The sequence below is a fragment of the Enterococcus sp. AZ128 genome (assembly GCF_051714485.1).
Taxonomy (GTDB): domain Bacteria; phylum Bacillota; class Bacilli; order Lactobacillales; family Enterococcaceae; genus Enterococcus_A.
The window spans coordinates 1403394-1422402 of record NZ_JBIORZ010000001.1; the positions used below are offsets into that span (position 1 = coordinate 1403394).

At 38.0% G+C, this 19009-nt stretch carries 23 protein-coding genes and 1 riboswitch; all 23 genes read right to left on the minus strand.

From position 1 onward, the window contains the following. Window positions 1–42: 42 nt before the first annotated feature. Window positions 43–507 (minus strand): GNAT family N-acetyltransferase, encoded by a 465-nt coding sequence (locus IGI38_RS06860; RefSeq protein ID WP_438728175.1) that lies wholly within the window; start codon window positions 505–507, stop codon window positions 43–45. A gap of 4 nt (window positions 508–511) precedes the next feature. Next, entirely contained in the window at window positions 512–1195 is a 684-nt protein-coding gene (locus tag IGI38_RS06865; protein WP_438728178.1) for an MgtC/SapB family protein, read from the minus strand. A gap of 137 nt (window positions 1196–1332) precedes the next feature. Continuing rightward, window positions 1333–1502: riboswitch (M-box (ykoK) riboswitch) on the minus strand. Between the two features lie 82 nt (window positions 1503–1584). Continuing rightward, entirely contained in the window at window positions 1585–1707 is a 123-nt protein-coding gene (locus IGI38_RS06870) for a hypothetical protein (protein ID WP_438728180.1), read from the minus strand. A gap of 13 nt (window positions 1708–1720) precedes the next feature. Beyond that, a complete protein-coding gene (locus IGI38_RS06875; RefSeq protein WP_438728182.1) occupies window positions 1721–1957 on the minus strand; it encodes a hypothetical protein in 237 nt (78 codons plus the stop codon). A gap of 424 nt (window positions 1958–2381) precedes the next feature. Next, window positions 2382–3293 carry a conjugal transfer protein gene (locus tag IGI38_RS06880; protein ID WP_438728184.1) on the minus strand — a complete coding sequence of 304 codons (912 nt, stop codon included), beginning with the start codon at window positions 3291–3293 and terminating at the stop codon, window positions 2382–2384. Window positions 3294–3311: 18 nt separating this feature from the next. Beyond that, the gene (locus IGI38_RS06885) at window positions 3312–4316 is read right to left on the minus strand and encodes a bifunctional lytic transglycosylase/C40 family peptidase (protein WP_438728186.1); all 1005 of its coding nucleotides are present in this window, start codon (window positions 4314–4316) and stop codon (window positions 3312–3314) included. Further along, window positions 4313–6436 (minus strand): CD3337/EF1877 family mobilome membrane protein, encoded by a 2124-nt coding sequence (locus IGI38_RS06890; protein ID WP_438728189.1) that lies wholly within the window; start codon window positions 6434–6436, stop codon window positions 4313–4315. Before IGI38_RS06890 ends, IGI38_RS06885 begins: the two co-directional genes overlap by 4 nt. Window positions 6437–6440: 4 nt before the next feature. Further along, window positions 6441–8888 (minus strand): ATP-binding protein, encoded by a 2448-nt coding sequence (locus tag IGI38_RS06895; protein WP_438728191.1) that lies wholly within the window; start codon window positions 8886–8888, stop codon window positions 6441–6443. After that, window positions 8875–9264: a conjugal transfer protein gene (locus IGI38_RS06900; RefSeq protein WP_438728194.1), complete on the minus strand. Its 390-nt coding sequence runs from the start codon at window positions 9262–9264 to the stop codon at window positions 8875–8877. Before IGI38_RS06900 ends, IGI38_RS06895 begins: the two co-directional genes overlap by 14 nt. 67 nt (window positions 9265–9331) lie before the next feature. Next, window positions 9332–9631, minus strand: a complete 300-nt coding sequence (locus tag IGI38_RS06905) for a hypothetical protein (protein WP_438728196.1) — start codon at window positions 9629–9631, stop codon at window positions 9332–9334. Further along, window positions 9612–11654: a PHP domain-containing protein gene (locus IGI38_RS06910; RefSeq protein ID WP_438728198.1), complete on the minus strand. Its 2043-nt coding sequence runs from the start codon at window positions 11652–11654 to the stop codon at window positions 9612–9614. Before IGI38_RS06910 ends, IGI38_RS06905 begins: the two co-directional genes overlap by 20 nt. 88 nt (window positions 11655–11742) lie before the next feature. Further along, on the minus strand, window positions 11743–12246 hold the full coding sequence (locus IGI38_RS06915) for an antirestriction protein ArdA (RefSeq protein ID WP_438728201.1): 504 nt from the start codon (window positions 12244–12246) through the stop codon (window positions 11743–11745). Between the two features lie 12 nt (window positions 12247–12258). After that, window positions 12259–12480, minus strand: coding sequence for a hypothetical protein (locus IGI38_RS06920; RefSeq protein ID WP_002298822.1), 222 nt, complete (start codon window positions 12478–12480; stop codon window positions 12259–12261). 4 nt (window positions 12481–12484) lie between these two features. Next, a complete protein-coding gene (locus IGI38_RS06925; RefSeq protein ID WP_438728203.1) occupies window positions 12485–12622 on the minus strand; it encodes a DUF3789 domain-containing protein in 138 nt (45 codons plus the stop codon). Continuing rightward, the gene (mobT, locus tag IGI38_RS06930) at window positions 12619–13803 is read right to left on the minus strand and encodes a MobT family relaxase (RefSeq protein ID WP_438728205.1); all 1185 of its coding nucleotides are present in this window, start codon (window positions 13801–13803) and stop codon (window positions 12619–12621) included. Before mobT ends, IGI38_RS06925 begins: the two co-directional genes overlap by 4 nt. Before the next feature lie 257 nt (window positions 13804–14060). Next, window positions 14061–14315, minus strand: coding sequence for a hypothetical protein (locus tag IGI38_RS06935; protein ID WP_438728207.1), 255 nt, complete (start codon window positions 14313–14315; stop codon window positions 14061–14063). A 24-nt stretch (window positions 14316–14339) separates the two neighbouring features. Beyond that, window positions 14340–15482 (minus strand): DNA cytosine methyltransferase, encoded by a 1143-nt coding sequence (locus IGI38_RS06940; protein ID WP_438728209.1) that lies wholly within the window; start codon window positions 15480–15482, stop codon window positions 14340–14342. 78 nt (window positions 15483–15560) lie between these two features. Then, complete coding sequence (locus tag IGI38_RS06945; protein WP_002298811.1) at window positions 15561–15728, minus strand: hypothetical protein; 168 nt, start codon at window positions 15726–15728, stop codon at window positions 15561–15563. Further along, window positions 15721–16395 (minus strand): zeta toxin family protein, encoded by a 675-nt coding sequence (locus IGI38_RS06950; RefSeq protein WP_438728212.1) that lies wholly within the window; start codon window positions 16393–16395, stop codon window positions 15721–15723. Before IGI38_RS06950 ends, IGI38_RS06945 begins: the two co-directional genes overlap by 8 nt. An 85-nt stretch (window positions 16396–16480) precedes the next feature. Further along, window positions 16481–17824: an FtsK/SpoIIIE domain-containing protein gene (locus IGI38_RS06955; RefSeq protein ID WP_438728215.1), complete on the minus strand. Its 1344-nt coding sequence runs from the start codon at window positions 17822–17824 to the stop codon at window positions 16481–16483. A 69-nt stretch (window positions 17825–17893) separates the two neighbouring features. Then, on the minus strand, window positions 17894–18229 hold the full coding sequence (locus IGI38_RS06960) for a damage-inducible protein J (RefSeq protein WP_438728217.1): 336 nt from the start codon (window positions 18227–18229) through the stop codon (window positions 17894–17896). Between the two features lie 9 nt (window positions 18230–18238). Further along, window positions 18239–18613, minus strand: a complete 375-nt coding sequence (locus IGI38_RS06965) for a YdcP family protein (RefSeq protein ID WP_029487158.1) — start codon at window positions 18611–18613, stop codon at window positions 18239–18241. Window positions 18614–18625: 12 nt separating this feature from the next. After that, window positions 18626–18940 carry a YdcP family protein gene (locus tag IGI38_RS06970; protein ID WP_081118559.1) on the minus strand — a complete coding sequence of 105 codons (315 nt, stop codon included), beginning with the start codon at window positions 18938–18940 and terminating at the stop codon, window positions 18626–18628. Window positions 18941–19009 lie beyond the last annotated feature (69 nt).

Sequence of the window (19009 nt, forward strand, 5' to 3'; positions counted from 1 at the left end):
AGTTCAATCTTTTTCTGCAAACCCAACTGCCTCGAACTACTGTCATCCATTTGTTTTCATCTCCTTTTTTTTCGAAAAGTATACTAATTCTTTTTTAAATACCTTTAATGTCAACCCATTTTCATAATAATCATCCATTAAATCACAATACCCCATTTTTTCATAAAATCCCCAAGCTTGCTTTCTTCCAGTTAAAAAAATGATGGAAAAGTTAAAATTTCTAGCTACCTGCTCAGCATACACAATCAATTTTTTCCCCAGACTTCTTCCTTGATAATCTGGATGAATAGCCACTTGCTTTATTTGAATGCAGTTTGAAGAACAGGGATGCATTAGTAAAGTACCTACTGTCACGCCATCCCGCTTGATTACCAAGTGAATGTCGTTTATCTCACTAATAGGCGAGGCTGTCAAATAGGGTTGCCCCGCGCTAGCTCTCAATAACTCGTTTCGCAGAATAATCGCTTCCCGATAAGTTCGACTATCCCATCTAACTATAGTAAACACTGTTTTACCACGTTTCTTCCTCCTTTATTAGCTGATAAACTTCAAGTACCTCTTTGTTTCTCGATAAATGAGCAATGATTTCCTTCATTGCCAGATCCATATTTGAAGCGGGTTCAAGCTCAACTTGTAGTTGAACCATATCTCCGGCAAGGTCTTGACATACAAAATGACAGAATGATAAATAATACCGATCTAATTGAGCGATAGTTTCTGTTCTTAGCGAAACTTCGGACGAATTTTTACCTGTAATGATCAAAAAGGAATTTTGCACGTTATCTATAGTATCAGGTCGATATACTTCCGCAATTTGATCAAATCGATGAGAAATAAAACGTATCACAATGTTAACAAAAGTGATCACAATTGCTGCCAAGAAACCTTCTTTAATCGATCCCGCACCAATCATTACTCCTACTGCAGCTGTACACCAAAGTGTCGCAGCAGTATTTAAACCTGTAACGCTAAAACCATCCCGTAAAATGATTCCCCCTGCCAAAAAACCTATCCCACTAACTACTTGTGCTGCTATTCTTGTTGGGCTAGTATCTGTCGTAAATGTCGAAGACAAAGAAACAAAAATTGTTGCCCCCAGTGAAACTAAAACCATCGTACGTACTCCAGCTAGTTTTTTTCGCCATTGACGTTCAATTCCAATCAATCCACCTGCCAATACACTCATAAACAACATAATTAAAAATCCATAGCATCACTTCCTCTCTAGATTATTAAAAATAAAAATGAATATGTTAAATAAAAAAACGGTTTTTCGCACAAAAACTCCGCGAAAAACCGTTCTAAAATCATCAAATCACATGACAAAATAAGACGTCGATCTAATCGTTGAGTTTTGGCACTATACAACGTAAAGACAAACATCTTAGCTACCTTAAGAAAAGCCTTGTATTCGACAATCCCTGTTCTACCCATTGGCGTCTCTCGACATTTTTGGGCAGTAGCCTATGTTTGCATAGGAGCCTCACCTAACAAATCATATTTTATTTTCATGGAAATAGTAACAAAATGAATTAGCTCTGTCAACAAATAGTTTTAGACTTGTAGGGACCTACAACAGTTTAGTTAACAGTCGGTTAGATTACTTATTTTCTTCGCCTCAAATTGTCGAGGAGTCATCATAAATTTTGTATGGATTCTTTTATTTGGATAGTAGTCCTCTAAATAATCTTGAATCAACACCTTCATCTCTATTTTACTTTTATGCTTGTTGGGTTCGATTAATTCTCGTTTGATTGATCATTCGATTACCGGCATCGTTAATATGAGTCCCAGGTTGGCTCATTGAATGTGTGATGTGGTGGTCGGTCAACAGCTCTTGATAGCCAAGAGACCGGTATTGGCTACCTCTACCGGAATAAATTACCGTAGGCAATTCTCCTTTATAAATTTGTAATGGATGGATGACAATTTCTTTTTTCATGTTTGAATCCACCATATAGCAACGTGGATTACGAGTTGCTATATGGTGGACAAATAGAGACGACAGTGATTACAAGGAATGTAAGTAATATCTGTCACCCAAACAGCATCGATTTGGCTCTGTTCAAATTGTCGATTCAATAAATTTTCTTTTACTATTTCTTCAATTGCTTTTACTCTACCATAAAAAGATTTGCGTCGATGAAATCCTTTTGCGCATAAATTCATTCCACGCATAAGGACAGCCACAACACGTTTATTGGTTTCGACTCCTTCATCATAAAATTGATAAATTTTTTAAAATATTGTCGTTTTCATTTTTCAAGGACTTTATCGAAATAGTTAGTACCACTACTTCTTTATTATGTCTCAACTACGACATATTGTACAAGTTTACAATAATTGGTTACCTATATACTTTTTGAACTCATCTTAGAACGTTATTCGCAATTGGTAATCTTCCAGTTTTCTCCTTTAGATAACAATAAGTTATATTGAAAATCATGAGTCACCTTTTCAACATCATCGAGATATTTCACTATGACTTTTACTCGAACCGAATTCTTTGTTTCAAAATAAATAGGATTAGTTATTTCTACAAATTGAAGATTTGTATTAATCGGTTGAATCACATTATTTTCAACATAATACTCCAATTCTTTTTCAGAAGCTGATGGATATAATTTAAAAAATGTTTCCAAAAACTCAGTGATTTCCTCCGTTGCTTTGGCATCAATTTCTGAATCGCTTTCTACTTGTTTTTCTTCATATTGTGCCTTTTCTGGTTTTGCAATCATGGTAGGCAGGTTCGTTACAATATGATTTCCTTTTTCATCTTCAAAGACTATCACTCGATATGCAGAAGAAATCGGTTGTGCCTTTTTTCCCTCCATAATCTTTTGCTCCACTAAAAACGAGACGACAAATTCTTCCGAGAGTTTTTCAACATCTAGAATTTTTACAGATTGAACTTCGGAACTCGTGGGAATATCTGCTCGAACCATATCTTGGCTTAAAGCGAGACCATTTTCTGTAAGGTACTGTTCGAGATTACTCATTCTCTTTTCAATTGCTTCTTTGTTATTTTTCCATGAAAAATATTCTTTCGCAAAATCCTCTGTAAAACTTTCAACGCCAGAAGTATTCACTACCTTCTCTTTTATAACCACTTTTTCATGAGTTGTATGTTGATCAATGGCGGTGAAATTTTTATAAACGCCAAAAGCAAGGCTACAAGACAATAAAAGCCAAAGGGCAAGCACCATTTTTCGATGCTTACCCACGGATACGACTCGTTCTTTTTTCCTTTTTGGGCTCTTTTCCTTTTGATTCCGTTCAATTTTTATCTTCATTATTTTTCCTCTTCTCTCTTATTTGTACCGTCCAGCACCGATAAGATGCTGCTGCCAATAGTTTTCCGTTAGATTCGTCCATCCCACTGGATCTCCTGCATGAAACATGCGATTCTCACCTGCGTAAATTCCCACATGGGTCACATAAGTACCGGCATCATAAGTCGAATGAAAGAAAATCAAATCACCCGGTTTGGCATCTTTTAGATCAATATGAGTCATGGCATCATATTGATCCTGGGCCACCCGAGGAAGTTTCAAACCAACTTTGGCATAACACCATTGGGTCAAGCCACTACAATCAAATCCCGTTGTGGGGCTTGAACCACCAAATACATAGGCCGTTCCTTCATACTTAAAAGCCTCGTCAAAAATCCCTTGGACTGTTTTATCATCAAACTGTCTCGTGGTTAGGTACTGCTTCACTAATAAGCAATAAAACATATTGCCATAGTTATAGCGCCAACCCCCATTTTCCTTAATTGCGATTGGATTGGGATAATCAACTTTTTGACCGCCTGATTTTTCCTTTGAAAATGATTCAGCTAAAGTAAAACTATGCTTCTTCTCGTTTTTCGCGACATAGTCTAAATACCCGCCACCATAGTTATAGGCCTGAATAATACTAGCTTGATCACAACCTAATTCTTTGGAACGCTTAACCAAGGACGCAAAATAGAGACACCCTTGTTTAATGGATGCCTCAATACTTAATGAATTCGGTGGTAAACCGGCTGACTCAGAACTTTGCATGACATCTTCCATTGTGCCCCCAGATTCCACTTGAATAATCGCCAAAAGAATCGGGACATACTCTGTAATGCCTGATTCTTTGGCATACTTTTCCACCATTGAGCGGTGCTTTAAGACTTCTTCTGAGACACTACTACCTCCAGGAGAAGTTTCAGAACTACCACTCCCTTCACTGTCTTCACCAAACAACAAACCCACACACATCAAGATGCCCATAAAGGTGATGGTCAGGAAAGTTAACGAAATGATACCCAATTTCTTCAAGTTCATTTTTTCTCACCTAACCTTGATTTTGGACGATGATTCAGTCTTTTTTGTACTTTTTGATTGGTCCGCTTTGGCAGAGTGGACCTCTGTTTCACTTGTTGGAAAGAATTTTTTTTACTTGATGATTGGCTTTTCCCTTTTGAAATGATTTCTTGACTAGTTAGTTTTCTTTTGATTTCGGGATTCGGATTTGCTCTCACAATCCGCTTTGGGGCTTCTTTTTTCGTCTTCCTATCTTTTTGAGGTTGGAGATCTGTTTTTATTGGAACATTTGTCCTTCTTTTCCCATGACGATTTCCTGCTTCATTCAATACTTTGCGCTTTTCAGCCATTTTTTCATCTCTACGTTGTCGTTGTTTTTCTCGCAACTCCGCTCGATTTGCTTTTTCTTGGACAAGTCCGCGCTTGAATTCTTCTGGTGTTTTTTTCGTTTTTTCGATCCCTTTATGGAGGTTGTATTTCAAATTCGTTGGCGTATTCCGTACTTGATCTTTTACTTGTTTTGCCTTATCTTTCATCAAAGCTTGGGTATCCAAAACCTTGCCGATTTTTCTTCCGGCCAAATTCATTCGGGATTGCTTCTTATTATTTGAGATTGGCTTTTCTTTATTCAAGTCAGATGGTACCTCGTGATCGTTAGGTAATCGTGAATCCTTTCGTAGAGAAGAACCTGATGGCCTAAATTTGGATTTTGATTGTTCCTTTGCCAACTTATTTCCGACTGCTGCACCACCACCAAAAGCCAAAGTCCGGCCCACATTTCGATTAAGTTGCCGCAATTTACGGTTCATCAACATTTGCGGTTTTCGCATAACCCGTCTGCCCATTGACTGACTGTCATTACTCTGGAGGTTGAACATACTCATAATGTCACCCAATTTGAAATAGATACCGGCGAAAGTCACAATTTGTAGAAAAGCTACCATGAAGAAAGGATAAGTGGCTGAGATATTGAAAAACATCGTTGAGATACTAAATGCAGTCGTAATGACTAAGGTAACTCCTGCTCGCATCATAATCGTATTGAATAAGCGAATAATCGCCTTTTTCCCCAAACTCTCATAAGTCGGCAACATGGACAATAAGAAACTGATAGGAAGAAACATCGCAAAGATAATGAAGAGAATTTGCGAAAACAACATAATCCCTGTCAGGAGGAAAACAAAGAAGGAAATCCCAATATTGAATAACACCAAAAAGACCACGGTCCCTAATCGGTTCATGGTCTTGGTAATACTTAAATTCGCATTGTCATTGTCTTCAATCTCCGCTTTGACCGCTTCTTCCCGATCTTTGCCTTTGTTTTCATCTGGACTTACAGACAGGATTTTGTTAACACGATCTTCGCCAACTTCTTCTATATTGGAATCATCAAATTGCAAGAGTAACCAAGGTTGTTGGACTTGAATGGAAAACAAGCTATCCCGAATTAAATCGACACTATCTTTTCCTTGGCTTTCTGAATTGGGTACAACGATCTCTGTTCCAAGACTAAGGGCAGCTTCACTAACATCTGAGCTAAAGTCATTGATTTTTGTGATATAGGTGGGCGCATACGTAATGAAAGAACCCGAAAGTAGAAAAATCATCACAAAATTAATGACAGCTCGAACTGCTTTGGTGGTTTCTCGTTTTAATAATCCGGTATACGCCACATAAATTCCTAGAGCTAAAATCATCAATAGTAGAAACCCAAAGTAAAAGCCTGAGGTCTGTAGTCCATTTTCGGTAATGCCGGCTAAGGTTTGGATATTCTTTCCAATACTTTCAGCTGTATCCGAAATGAAATCTAACTTGTAAGCTTCTTGAACCACATAACCCGTGGCATTCGATAAATACAAACTAACTGTCCAAATGAAATTAGTAATGGCATAAAGACCATACATCACGCTCTTCCCTAAGCCATCGCCCCAGTTCCAAGGTAGCCAATCCCATGAACTATCCACAAAGAAATCCAACTGATAGTTACCAAGTGAATAATGGGAATAAAGATTTCCCACTTCAACTGTATCATCAACTAATCCAGTCGCCTCAGCTACCGTACCGACTAAACTCAATAGAACTGTCAGAGTGATGATGCTAATAAAAACGATTCCCACAATCCGAAAAAGTTTCTTTTTCATCTCCTCACTCCATTCTCTCTTGAACAGGTGGACGGGTATCAAAAGCATGGAAGAGTTCTTCGAAGACTGGATGAACTTGAACCACACCTACTCGACCATACAAATCTTGCATTAAACATTGGCCGTTTTCTAAATCTCGTAGGCGTTTTTGATTGCTTTCATCTTCTTGATCTAACCCAAAGAATTCCAAAGTCTTCTTAATTTCATGAATATCGGTACTTCGAAAAGCAAACTTCAATCCGATATTGTTCTTCAAACGTTCATCCAACAAATCATCACTGTTTTGCGTGACGAAATAAACCCCGGCATTCATGGCCCGACCAGCACGCACTAATTTATTCGATAACGTTTTTCCTTGAGCTACTTGAAGAAAACTCCACGCCTCATCCAAGTCCACTATCTTGAAAATTTCTCGATTACTATGGATAAAGTCCAAGGCAAAAGTCGAAATGACGATTAGCATCGAAACACTCAGCAATTCCATGGTGGTATATTCTTCAAAAGTCGTTTCCGCATCTGGTAAAACTAAATCCGCCACTTGAATGATATTTAACTGCTTATCTAAACTAATCGATTGAGTAATTGAACCGTCTGAGAAAAGCAAATGGGCAAAATCATAATCGGTAAAAGACTCGATATGATCGGCGATATTTTCCGCAACTGGTGAGCCCTCTTTTCGAAGTTCATTAATGACTTGTAGCAACCCTCGTTGATCGCTTTGGGTAACGGTCCGAATGGCTTTGCGCAGAACAGGAAACTTCTCTCCATCTCGACTAGAAATTCCTGTTAAAAAGGTCAGAATATCAATCGCTAAACTTTCTGAGTCTTTCTTTTTCTTCATAATCACATAAGGATCAAGCAGGCCTTGGTTTTCTGGCTTACTAGTTAAGTTGAGGATATTGATTTCATCCGCAATTTCTGGCAACGTTTCTTTCCAGCCACCCCGCTCGCCTTTTGGATCGACAATCACAGCTTGCCCACCAAAAAGGACAGCATAATAGACTAAAAGATTGTTACTAAAGGATTTTCCACCACCAAGTGAACCAAGAAATGCAGCTGCCAAAGCATTGGTAACTGAACCTTTTACCCCTTGTGAGGCCAATGCTGGTTTCAAGTAAACATTCCGACCTGTATCCACGTTATAGCCAAAGTAAATGCCTTCTAACTCGCCTAACATCTGTGTGGCCCCAAATCCAAGTCCCGCCAAGAAGTCAGACGTAACATACTGAATATAGTCGTTCATATATCGTTTACTTGAGGGTAAGAATTCTTCATGTAGCCCCATCATATCGCCAAAGGGACGGACTAGTTTTACATTGGTATCATCATAAAAATCAAGCACTTCATCACATCGCCGCTTTAGTTCATCTACTGATTCGGCACTCACCCGAACCACATAGCTTAGTTTGTACATGGATTCTTTCGACTGATCCAAAGTGGTTTCAAGTTCATCCACGGAATCCAACGCATCTAAAACATTGGAATTCGTTTCATTGTCGGATTGATAGGCATGGTTGTCTAAATCTTTCAGTTCCTTTTTCTTATTGCGAACGGTCGCTAGCGCCTTTTTGTTCGTCACGATTTCTACATTCATTGAAGTATCAATCGGAAACGTAAATTGTTGTTGCTGGTAATAGAAAAGTTCCGAGGAAGGAAATTCCATTTCCCCCACAATTGTATTAATTGTTAAGTACGCTACATACGATTCATGATTTTCATGTTCCATCCGTAAGTACCGGGGCTTTTCTTCAATCAAACAACGGCTAGGACGTAGTAGGTCATAACGTTTCACCAGCGTTTCTGATTTTAGCTTTTTCTTTGGTAGGTGAAATTCATATTCTTCAAACGGCATGCCTTTTTCACCATAGATATGCTCAATTAAATACGTCAGATCACTCGGTGTGACTTGTCTTACTTTAAATCTTCGAGCCAATTTACTTTCCATTAGTTTTTCAAGCTTGGTATACCGGCGAACTTCTTCATTAGATAAGGAAACAAAGTCGCCCATCAAATGATGATTCACTCCATAGACAAATTCTTGAAGCCCAGAAAAGAAAGATTTCTTGAGACTCTTTAGATTGACCTCTTCATCTGTCGCAATTAGCTTGAAGCCAATAAAAAAGCGATAATCAATCTGACTATCGCCAATCATGGATACTAATGCATCTGTTTGAAGGTCAATACGTTGTTTCGCTACTTCTTTGAGTCTACCTGCAATTTCCTTTTTCGATCGCTCTTGTGTGGAGCGAATACAACTTTCTGTCGCAATTTGTAAGGCGTGAATCTTCCCTTCTCTGTTCTGAGCAATCAATTGGCGAAAGCTATCATGCACTTGATACTTCTGTTCAGGTGACAAAAAGGAGTAATTGTAAGGCACTAGTTCATAGTAGGCAAAACACTCGCCTTCTTGGTTAAAAACAAGATTATTTTCAATATACTTAATCGGGTACATAGTTCACACTCCTTACTAAGGTGATTGGTTCGTCCCATCGTTTCTTCTTTTCTTTGACTTTCTTTCCTGCAAAAGTCACCTTAAATCGCAAGTAATAGCTGATAAAGGATCGTAAAAATCCTAATGGTTTCTTGCCGTCAAATGTCTTTTGCGACATAAACCAAGTAACCGCCACTGGTATACCTAAGTATTTTAAAAAGGCCCCCTCTATCATAGATAGTGGAGGCACATGGGCAAAAACAATGACAAACAGCAGGGATAAAACAAACCAAGCCATTTGGTTAAACGTCACAGGAAAAGGCAGCTGAAAGTCATTAATTGCATAAATGACTTTTTCAACTGCCCAAATACTGGTGTAGCTTTTTATTTTTTTCATCGACTCATCTCCTATAATACAACGAAAGACTCATCCTTAATGAATGAGCCTTTCAAAAAAATTATCACTAGTCATTTGAATACTTTTGAAATGCGGTTGAAAACTGCTGATTAACTTTATCATGAAGATTATCCTTCTCATGTTCTAATTCCAAAAGTTTGTTATAAATATTTTTATAAATAATTTTGTGGGCAGCATGTTGAATTGTCTCGTCAGAAAATTCATCCATCTCAAAATCTCCTTCATCGCTATCCAAGATAATGTTAATAAAGCTAAAGAGGTCATCCTTTGTGATTTGATCAACCGCAATCCAATTATCTTCTTTTAAGAAAAAGCCCTGATTATTTTCAATTTTTAAGTATTTCATACATCTCGCTCCTCTTACTATACGAACTTTCGCCTGCTTCAAGGCATGTTAACTGAACAGATAAATTATTAATTGATTTTCCATCATTTGAGTATAGGATTTTATCTGTTGGATAGCCGGTGTAAACTCTAAAAATAGCTTTATCCTGTTCAATGCTCCTTTTTGTATGCAAAATGAAATCCGGACTAATGGAACCACCAATTGTGTTATTATGTGTTGAAACAAATACTGGAATGTACTTCGAAATATCCTTCAACATTGTGTTAATTTTTGTATTAAGGAATGGATTATCAAACGATGATTCAGGTTCATCAATGAGAAGCATATCATGTGATAGAGCACCTTCTATTTTCCGTAAAAAGTTATATTCCGCTCGTTGTCCTCCAGAAACTGGCTTCAAGTCTTTGTTTAAAATTTCTACTTGTATTTTCACAAAATACTTATAAAAATCTGCGGGTTCAAGCTCTTTTTTACTTTTTAGTTTCTGTAAAAAATCAAAGGGAATTGAATATGATGGAAATATATCAGAAAAGCTCATTCTCTTCTTTGCTTGTTCAATCAATTCCCTTGGAGTGGCAAACTTTCTTTTAGACTTTCTTACTGTAAAATCAAAGGTTTGCTTTTCATTAAGAATTTTTTTTTGCTGTAATTTTTCTGCGAGCTCATTAAACTTTCTTATTTTTAGTTGCTCTTCAGCAACCTCACTTAGATCAATGTCAAGAATTCTTTGTGTTGTCGTTTTCAAAGACAGTTCACTTTGAACATTACCGATAATAGTGTTTGCCTTTTCCTTTATTTCATTATCCAAAAAAATCCGTCTGTGCTCCTTAATCAGGCGAAGCAACAGTTTCACAAGTTGTTCTCTCTCGATAACTTCGTCAATAAGTGATGAGTATTCATTGTTTTCAAGAATTACCTGAGTTGCTTTTATTAATTCTTCTAAAGTAGATGTATCCTTAAGCTTAAACTTCTCTTCACTAAAAAGGGCTGATTTAGCAAAAGCATCTTTCTTCTCTGTATTTTCAGCATTTTTTAACAATGACTGCACATAGTCTTTAACTTTTCTTTTAGTAGTAAGCACATCAATATTCAACATATCCTTGACAATTTCATTAAACTCAGATAAAAAATCTGCTGAAAACATACTCTCATCGTTCTGTAACTGAGCATGAAATGTTTCTTCCGAACGTTTATCATCAGTTTCTACTAATTCAAACTGACGAATATATTTTGTATTCGCTGTGCTTTCATTTATTTTATTTAGTAAATGAGTTTTACCGGAAGATCTTTCCCCTAATAATACATTTAAACCTGTAGAAACATTAATTCCATCATGAATTTCAAATAAGTTTTTTCCATCTTTTTTTGATAAACTCACTTTTGTTTTATCCGATAATGCCCCCTTAATTGCCGCTAGACTAATTTCGGAAATATTCAAATAGGTTTGATGATTATTAAAGCTACTCATAAAACTACAGATTCTTTGATCACTAAACAAAACAGGAGTTAATCCATCAATTTGATTTTTCAGTTCCATAAATTTTCGTGGAGAACTAACCTCTCCAGCACTAATGGTGGAGTTTTCTGATAACTCATGAATAATTCTTTCTGGAATCTCAGGTGATTTACGATAATGCGGAATCAATAAATATTTTTTTAAAGTATGCTTTGGAAAAACTGAATAGAATTCTGATACAGTCAGTGAGTCGGACTGTTCTTTTATAAAATTAGTCAACTTTTCACATGATGTTGCAAAATCTTCAAGGTGAAATTCTGAACAATCACCAATCAATAATAAATGACCTTTTTCTAAATCAATTTCTACCCCTGGAAAAACTGGTACTTTAATTTCCTCTCTAATTTCCCTAAACTGTTCAATATCAAAAATATTATGATTTGTAATGGCAATAGCATCAAGTTTTTTTTCATGTATATATTCTGATAATTTTTCTATTGAAAAGTCTATTTTCTTTGAATCGCTAATAGAACGAACTGTATGAATATGCAAGTCTAACTTTTTCATCCATCAATTTCCTCCCCATTTACTTCACATTAATATTAGCACTTTCAATAGATAAAATAAATGAGATATTATGATCGTTTTCCCTACGTCAGATTGAATATTCAAAAACACCTAGATTAGTGACTAAATAATTCCCTCCTATCTCCAAATCTCGACCATAAGACTCGTAATCAACATAGTTTTGTAGATGTGCAGGTGCCTCACTTAAAGCACCCGTTTCCTCAATCAAATAATACGCTATATCACTCATATCATTACAATCTGGATAACAAATAATATCATCCACATGCTCTACCATTTCCTCAAAAGAATTGAAAAAAGCATGTTGAATCTCAGAAGCAACGTCACCAATTGGAGTTCCTTCTAGTTCTTCTGCCAGCCCACACAACCGATTAATTTCTTCAATTGGTGTATATTCATCAATCTCAAAAGGTAGCTCATAATCATGAATCGCATATTCTTCATACTCATCATTTAATCCAATCTGTTCTTTCACTTCATCAAAATCGACAGGTGGGGTAAACCACGCCCCCACCAATTCACCTTCATTGTATTTGCCAAGGTTCGCAATATACACACGCATCTGTTCCATCATGATTCCCCCTTACGCACCAACAATTCGGTTAAACAAATTGAGTAAGACATCTTTCACACCAGAAGCATTAAAAACCAACCCTACCGCAATCAAGGCAATCACCAAGAAGCCAATTAGTTTAGAAAATTCTCGTTTAAATCCTAAAAACAAACCAATGACCACAATCGCTAGTAAGACTAAGGATTGGGCATTGGTCAAAAACCATTGATACAAATTTTGTCCGAAATTCATCTTGTCACTTTCCTTTCTTTTCCATAGCCCGGTCCGCTGTTGCACTTGCATTCATCAAGCACATCACGGTAACACCAATCATACTGCCACCAAATGCCAATAAAATATCTTTCACAATTCCCATCAAAATTCCTCTTTTCATATAATCAAGTTTTCGATTGCCATACTTTGTTGCTCCAAAATCTTTTTGTGCCGGTCTGATAACCGTGCATTCTGTACCATATCCTGGATATACGTTGTCTGATTCAACCGATCCAACTCCTTGGCCATCTTCCACGTAGGGGCGACTTGACGTCCGAGCCAATTCAAGGTTCGTTCAATGGTATACGGTTTCGGTTCAGAAGTGAGTTGAATCTCCTTCCGATTCCGTCCAATAAAGCGACCCCATTGTTCATTTAAGGGCCAGTTGGTTCGCCGTTTGCCTTCCATCTTATCCACAAATCGCAAGTAACGATTGATAATGGGAAACGTGGTGCTCTCAATGCTACGACCTTTTAACAAATCTTGAATCGCATGATAAGCACGGTCATTTTTCAGTCGAATCTCAAAGCGATTTTTCGTTTCAGTTTGGTCTAATGGAATCCCTAACTTGATATATTGCTCATAGTCTTTTTCATACAAACAAAAATAGACCTCACTCTTGAGGCTACCGATATATAAGGTATTGCCCATACCATCCTTTTCATCAGCTTTCAACAGTTCTCCGGAACGATAGCTTTTAAAGGTACGAAACAAGGAAATACATTCTTCCTTCTGACATTTTTTCGTTAACTCAGGAATATCCAATAAGCCCACTCGATCATTGATTGCTAAATCCAAGCGTTTCATCACGCCACCGGCCTTTAGACAATCCTCGAAAAAGTCGTACCAGCTACGTTTTTGGGCGAATAAAAAAGTTTCAAACTGTCGACAGCCTCGCCCTTTTAATTCCAAAAGAACGCCTTTATCTTCTTCATGAGACAACATCACTATAATATCGCCCATAACATATTGTTCTTGATAGGAGTAAAAGGCGTAATCTTCGTGGAGCATATACTCAAATTTTAAATGGAGAATTTCTTGAATAATTTTCCGTACATCCGTTGTGGGGAAACGAATCCTTACATAGTCAAACAGTAACGTCAAAGGCAAATCGGGATTGAAACTTTCTAATTGGTCAAAAATTTTTCTCATGGTCTTTTCTGATGGTGTAAGTAGACCTGATTCAATCTTGTTGATATACTCTCGAGTCAAATTACATGCGACAGCTAATTTGTTCTGCGAAACCTTATAATCCTTACGCTTTTCTTTTAGCAATTCCTTGCTTAAATTTCTTTTCGCCAAATAATCACCTCCTAAAGCAAAAGTGTGAAGTAATTGACGAATACTTCACACTGAATCAAATCGTTAATTTCCCTTGATACACCAGCAATTCTCAATCGTTGCTTGCTTGTTTTTTGTGTTTTTGTACCCCCCTGTTAGATACGGGGGGTGAGACATCATGGCCGGCTGCCGCCGTCCATGAACAGGCACAGCACCACGGATGATTTCTGCTTCGCAAATCCCCCGCGGTCAGCGCCTATCAGTGGTTTATTTAGCCGTTACTCTGAGGTAATGCCCTCAATTTCCAATTCTGCTTTTATCTCAAACAAGTATTGGCGGATATCAGGTTCTTTGGCAAGGTCCGCAATCCGTTCGAATTCACTGATAACCTGATTCAACTCAATTCGAGCATCGGTTTCCTCGTCCAGTACATATGAATCACCAGGGACCTTCACCCCATTTTTTCGAATATCAAAATTGAGCCGGTACAATTCTTCTTCCAGTTCTGGATCTGACTGAATCTTGCCAATCACCCAGTAGATTTCCCAATCAACTCATCATAAATCATGTGCTTTTACCTCCTTTAATCTTCTGGCAATATCAAAAATGACCGGAACGGTTACTGAGTTTCCGGCCTGCTTATATAACTGACTATCTGAATTAACTTGAGAAGCTCGGTCAAAAGCCCAATCGGGAAACCCCTGAAGTCGCCAGCACTCTCTTGGCGTTAGCTTCCGAATCTGATACTGATCCGTGACGACTGCTTGTTGGTCTCCTGTTAGTAAGGTATGCACACTTTGCTTTCCCAGACGCCCTCGACGACTTGTGGAATTAGGAAAAGCCAGGTTCACACTGTCCCCTGGCTTCACCTCTTGATATTCTGTTTCATTTTTTCGAATCATTATCTTCGTTCCCCCTTGCTTCGTTGACAAGGTGGGAGCTGTTCCGGTTACTTCGTATACCCGATTGCCTTGTTCAAAGTTTCCCGGCAACATACCGGCTACAGAAATCCCATCCTTTACCGATAGCGCGATTTTGATTCCTTCATCACCAGTTAAGGTGGGCGCTACACCATCTGAACCATAGACTTGTCCACCCATTCCTCGATTGGAAGGATTGATATTTAACAAGTTTCGGATGTTTTGATCAGATGTTGGAGACGATCCAATGATAGGAAATACTTGTTTGGTACATGCGTCTCGAGAATGTCCGATAAGGAAGACCCGCTCGCGGCTTTGGGGAACGTAGGCCTTTGAGTTAAGCACCTGCCATTCCACATCATACCCCAGTCCATCCAGCGTTCGGAGGATTGTCTCGAACGTAGCCCCTCCTTCATGATTGAGCAATCCCCGGACGTTCTCAAGGAATAAAAATTTAGGTCGGAGAAGAGTGGCGAACCGAGCGATTTCAAAGAATAAAGTACCTCGAGTATCGGAAAATCCTTGCCGCTTTCCCGCAATTGAAAAAGCTTGGCACGGAAATTCGCCGCAAAGGATGTCCACTGGTCCGAGGGAGTGAACAAACTCGTCTGATACACTTGTGATGTCATGCATTTCCACCTCCTTCCTTGTATCATGAATTGCCTTATAACTCCGCCGGGCAAATTCATCAATTTCACAAAAGCCGATACACTGGTGGCCCGCTTGTTCCATACCTAAGCGAAAACCACCAATCCCGGCGAATAAATCTAAAAATGTCATACATCACCTCATTCATTGCAAAGAAAAAAGCCAAGAACATTTTTGCTCTTGGCCCTTAAAACTATTTCAATTTCAAATTTATTTTTCTTTATCCAAACCAATCAATTCTCGTTGTTTTCGATTGGATTCATCTGCTACAAATTTAAAGACTGTCTTCAGCTCTTTCGCAGAGGCATTCTTTTGTAGTGTAGAAAAGTTACGGTTATACTTCTCCATAATTTCTTCAACTTTTTCTTTCTCAGTCATGTAGCTCTTCCTCCAATCTTTCTTTCGTATAACTGATTGGTAATGCTAGTTCAACATTATCAATGTCCATTAGAAAATCAGAAATCGTATTTTGAAAGTCCTTCACTAAGATATTGATGGTTACTTTCTCTTGAAATTGCTTTTTCACCTGCATCAAATTTTTTCTCGATTGAAAAAAAGCATTGATAAAACGTTCTTTAGGAACAAAACGGCCTTCAACTTCTTCTCGTTTTTTAGTAAAGTCCCAAGCAATAAATGGATCTTGATATACATAATAAACAAGCACATTATAATTCTTTTTGAGTGCCCGTTCAATATTTTGATTTACCTTAGAAGTCGCAAACGTGCCATCAAGAATAAAACTATACCCTTTTTTAAGAACTAAATCGAGAGCAGCATCTACCAAAAGTGCTGATCCTCGTTGAAATTCATCTGAATTATTCCCAGCATAGCCTGGAAATAGTTCGCGAAATTTATCAGCATCGATTACACAAACATTACTATTCAATGCCGTCAAAGTTTGTGCAGCCTCAGTCTTTCCAGCACCAGGACTTCCAGCCATAAAAATGGCAGTCTTTTCTTCCTCTTTTTCTTTTCCATCAGTAATCGAAGAAATTAATACTTTTTTGTTCTCTTTAGCATACTGTAAAGAATAATCCTCTGTCATTTTTACTGCACCTCCTGACGCTTTCATCACTAGTTTATCATACTTTTAATTCAATACCCTAGAAGTCTAAATTTCTTTGTAGTTGTCATTTTTCTTTCGATTGCGCTACTTGTTTGATGGATTCTAAGAAATCATACCCTTTTGGAACTAGCGGCGTATAAAACTCACTAATCACACTCACGCCTGTATCCACATAACCTCGTCCTTTGATACGTTTCATAAAGAAATTTTTATCAACCTCACCAAACATCATGGAATACCCGAGTTCACTCATACGTCCTAAAGCTACGCGAAAGTTGAATTGATCCCGAATCCCATCTCCTAAATATTTCGCATCTGGTCTTTGACAAGCCAAAATCAGAAAGAAACCAGATTGACGACCTAACATCACGATTTGTTTGAGCTTATTCAAAATCACCGCACTCTCCTTAGTCGTTAACATTTCCATATAAGCCACGTATTCATCAAAGATTAAAAAGTTGGGCGGAAGTCCAAGATACGCATAATTCTCTCCTGTTTTGTAGTTGGGCATTTCTTTCATTGCCTTGCTACGAGCCATCATGCGTTCGTAAAAGTCTTCCACACAAGCAGAAATTTCTTCCTTTTGAGAATAAACATGGGGCATTACCGTACCTAAATCGGCAAGGTCCGCATTTTTGGGATCGAGGATAAACAATTCTGCATCCGACTTCAATAAAGCTTGGATAATAGTGAGTATAAAATAGGTCTTCCCACCGCCTGTACCGCCAGCGATTAACATATGAGGTAAAGAATCATAAGCCCATACTTGATTTTTCATCAATCGCAGAATCCCGTTTTCTGCCACTACTTCTTCAATTCCAATTCGATTAGCAATCATATCGTATAACAAGGTGTATTCCACATAAGAGTCTTTGAGTTCTTTCTCTACTAACTCACAATACAGTCCGCTTTCTAACTTCTTTTCTAGCTTCAATAGTTGATCTTGATATTTTCCTAGTGAAATTTGAACGCGTATAGAAAGTAAGCCATCTTTCATTCGATAATAGATTTTGGGGAAGTAACTGATATTCTCTTTGGTCCGACTACTATTCAAATCTTTGAAAAAACCTTCACTTTGAGTTTGTTTCACTTCATACCAATGATTTTCTAGAATCATCCGAGCCAGCTTTTGTCGATGCCATAAACTTCGCCAATGGTCCTGAAAAAAGTGAATATAAAGCAACATCATGCTTCCTGAAAGAACGAGACTTCCTAGTAAGCAGATTAAATCTTTCATGGACCAAACAATTTCAATAGTGGAAAGTGATAGCTTAGAAATCTCAAATTTTCTAAGCTCATGAAAATAAAAGACGCTCATCCAACCTATGAATAAAGCGATTAGCCAGCCAAGAACAAAGTGATAAACCAAGTGTTGATCTCCTGCGCGTATGCGATGCCCTTTGTACATTTTAATGGTTTCCACCTCCAATCAAAAAAAGCCCAATAGGATTTCATGGGACAATTTCAAACAGTTACACTAGTCATTTACTACTACGGGGAGCTGTTTTGTTTCAACCAATTGCGTTAAAAAACCTTCAATGGCATCCGGCATCTCCACACCGATTTCTTCTAAAACTGATTCTGCTTGACGACATAAACTTTCATTTACTTCGACAACCATAAAGAAAGACTCTTCTTCATCCAACCATTTTAGTACGTCAAAATCTTCCTCATCGGTTTCAAAAAAATCCTGATTCATAATAAGAAATACTTTTTCGTCTATCGTCAAATCCTCGTTGACTTGTTCTTTGGTTAGTTCTCCTTTGCCATAACGATCGAGACAATCTAAAATATGTTCAACATTAATTTCCATTCTTTTCACCTATTTCTTTCCTTCATTTTGGTTCGTAGGATTTCCTTGATTCGGTTGTCGTTTCAAGACTAAATCATCTGCCTTAATGAACCAATTAACAGTAGTTCCTTCTCGGAAAACATAATTGGCGACCGTATCCACGATTGGATTGACCAACTCTACCTCTGCATCATAGGCAAACTCGCGTAAGGGCACATTTGCTGGGATACTAACTTGGATCATTCGACCTTGCGCGGAGGATTTCAAATTATAGGTCCGTTCTTTTACCTCGTTACTAATCGTCCCATCCTCATTTTGTTTCCGTACTTCTCGGCGTAATGCAGAAAAGCGCAGCTTCCCAAACGTTAATCCTGAATCTACGACAATACCTTCTGTTAATCTCATCTTCTTTTCCTCCTATGCTTTCACTAAATCATCGACATACAACACGTAATCAGTAAACCCACGATTCTCAATTTCATAGCCTTTGGCAACCAAGTGGGGATTCACGGCTTTTAGCGGTTGGTCTTGATCAAAATCCTTTTCACCGGCTTCCGCAGCTACCACCACCTCAATATCATCGGCTCGCTGTTTACTGGAGTATAGATGATAACTGCGACCAATCACTGTGGTATTCCGTCCATAGCCTTCTGTTAAAATTTCTCCTTCACCGGCATAACTGATCTTTCCAAATGTTTCGGCCATATCTGGCACGACAAATTTCAATTCCATCTTCTTTTCCTCTTTTCATTGTTAGTTTTGGATACAAAAATAGCGCGACCACTTTTTGAGGAGGCGGTC

Bases quoted from the DNA above. Each gene is read 5' to 3' on its own strand.
- IGI38_RS06905 (WP_438728196.1), bottom strand. From the start codon at position 9,631: ATGAAATACTTAAAAATTGAAAATAATCAGGGCTTTTTCTTAAAAGAA.
- IGI38_RS06950 (WP_438728212.1), bottom strand. From the start codon at position 16,395: ATGACAGAGGATTATTCTTTACAGTATGCTAAAGAGAACAAAAAAGTA.
- IGI38_RS06885 (WP_438728186.1), bottom strand. From the start codon at position 4,316: ATGAACTTGAAGAAATTGGGTATCATTTCGTTAACTTTCCTGACCATC.
- IGI38_RS06865 (WP_438728178.1), bottom strand. From the start codon at position 1,195: ATGTTGTTTATGAGTGTATTGGCAGGTGGATTGATTGGAATTGAACGT.
- IGI38_RS06895 (WP_438728191.1), bottom strand. From the start codon at position 8,888: ATGTACCCGATTAAGTATATTGAAAATAATCTTGTTTTTAACCAAGAA.
- IGI38_RS06960 (WP_438728217.1), bottom strand. From the start codon at position 18,229: ATGGAAATTAATGTTGAACATATTTTAGATTGTCTCGATCGTTATGGC.
- IGI38_RS06890 (WP_438728189.1), bottom strand. From the start codon at position 6,436: ATGAAAAAGAAACTTTTTCGGATTGTGGGAATCGTTTTTATTAGCATC.
- IGI38_RS06965 (WP_029487158.1), bottom strand. From the start codon at position 18,613: ATGAGATTAACAGAAGGTATTGTCGTAGATTCAGGATTAACGTTTGGG.
- IGI38_RS06870 (WP_438728180.1), bottom strand. From the start codon at position 1,707: ATGAAGGTGTTGATTCAAGATTATTTAGAGGACTACTATCCAAATAAA.
- IGI38_RS06900 (WP_438728194.1), bottom strand. From the start codon at position 9,264: ATGAAAAAAATAAAAAGCTACACCAGTATTTGGGCAGTTGAAAAAGTC.
- IGI38_RS06910 (WP_438728198.1), bottom strand. From the start codon at position 11,654: ATGAAAAAGTTAGACTTGCATATTCATACAGTTCGTTCTATTAGCGAT.
- IGI38_RS06920 (WP_002298822.1), bottom strand. From the start codon at position 12,480: ATGAATTTCGGACAAAATTTGTATCAATGGTTTTTGACCAATGCCCAA.
- IGI38_RS06880 (WP_438728184.1), bottom strand. From the start codon at position 3,293: ATGAAGATAAAAATTGAACGGAATCAAAAGGAAAAGAGCCCAAAAAGG.
- IGI38_RS06940 (WP_438728209.1), bottom strand. From the start codon at position 15,482: ATGACATTTTTAGATTTATTCGCCGGGATTGGTGGTTTTCGCTTAGGT.
- IGI38_RS06970 (WP_081118559.1), bottom strand. From the start codon at position 18,940: ATGGAATTGAAATTTGTCGTGCCAGATATGGCCGAAACATTTGGAAAG.
- IGI38_RS06875 (WP_438728182.1), bottom strand. From the start codon at position 1,957: ATGGTGGATTCAAACATGAAAAAAGAAATTGTCATCCATCCATTACAA.
- IGI38_RS06915 (WP_438728201.1), bottom strand. From the start codon at position 12,246: ATGGAACAGATGCGTGTGTATATTGCGAACCTTGGCAAATACAATGAA.
- IGI38_RS06925 (WP_438728203.1), bottom strand. From the start codon at position 12,622: ATGAAAAGAGGAATTTTGATGGGAATTGTGAAAGATATTTTATTGGCA.
- IGI38_RS06955 (WP_438728215.1), bottom strand. From the start codon at position 17,824: ATGTACAAAGGGCATCGCATACGCGCAGGAGATCAACACTTGGTTTAT.
- IGI38_RS06945 (WP_002298811.1), bottom strand. From the start codon at position 15,728: ATGACTGAGAAAGAAAAAGTTGAAGAAATTATGGAGAAGTATAACCGT.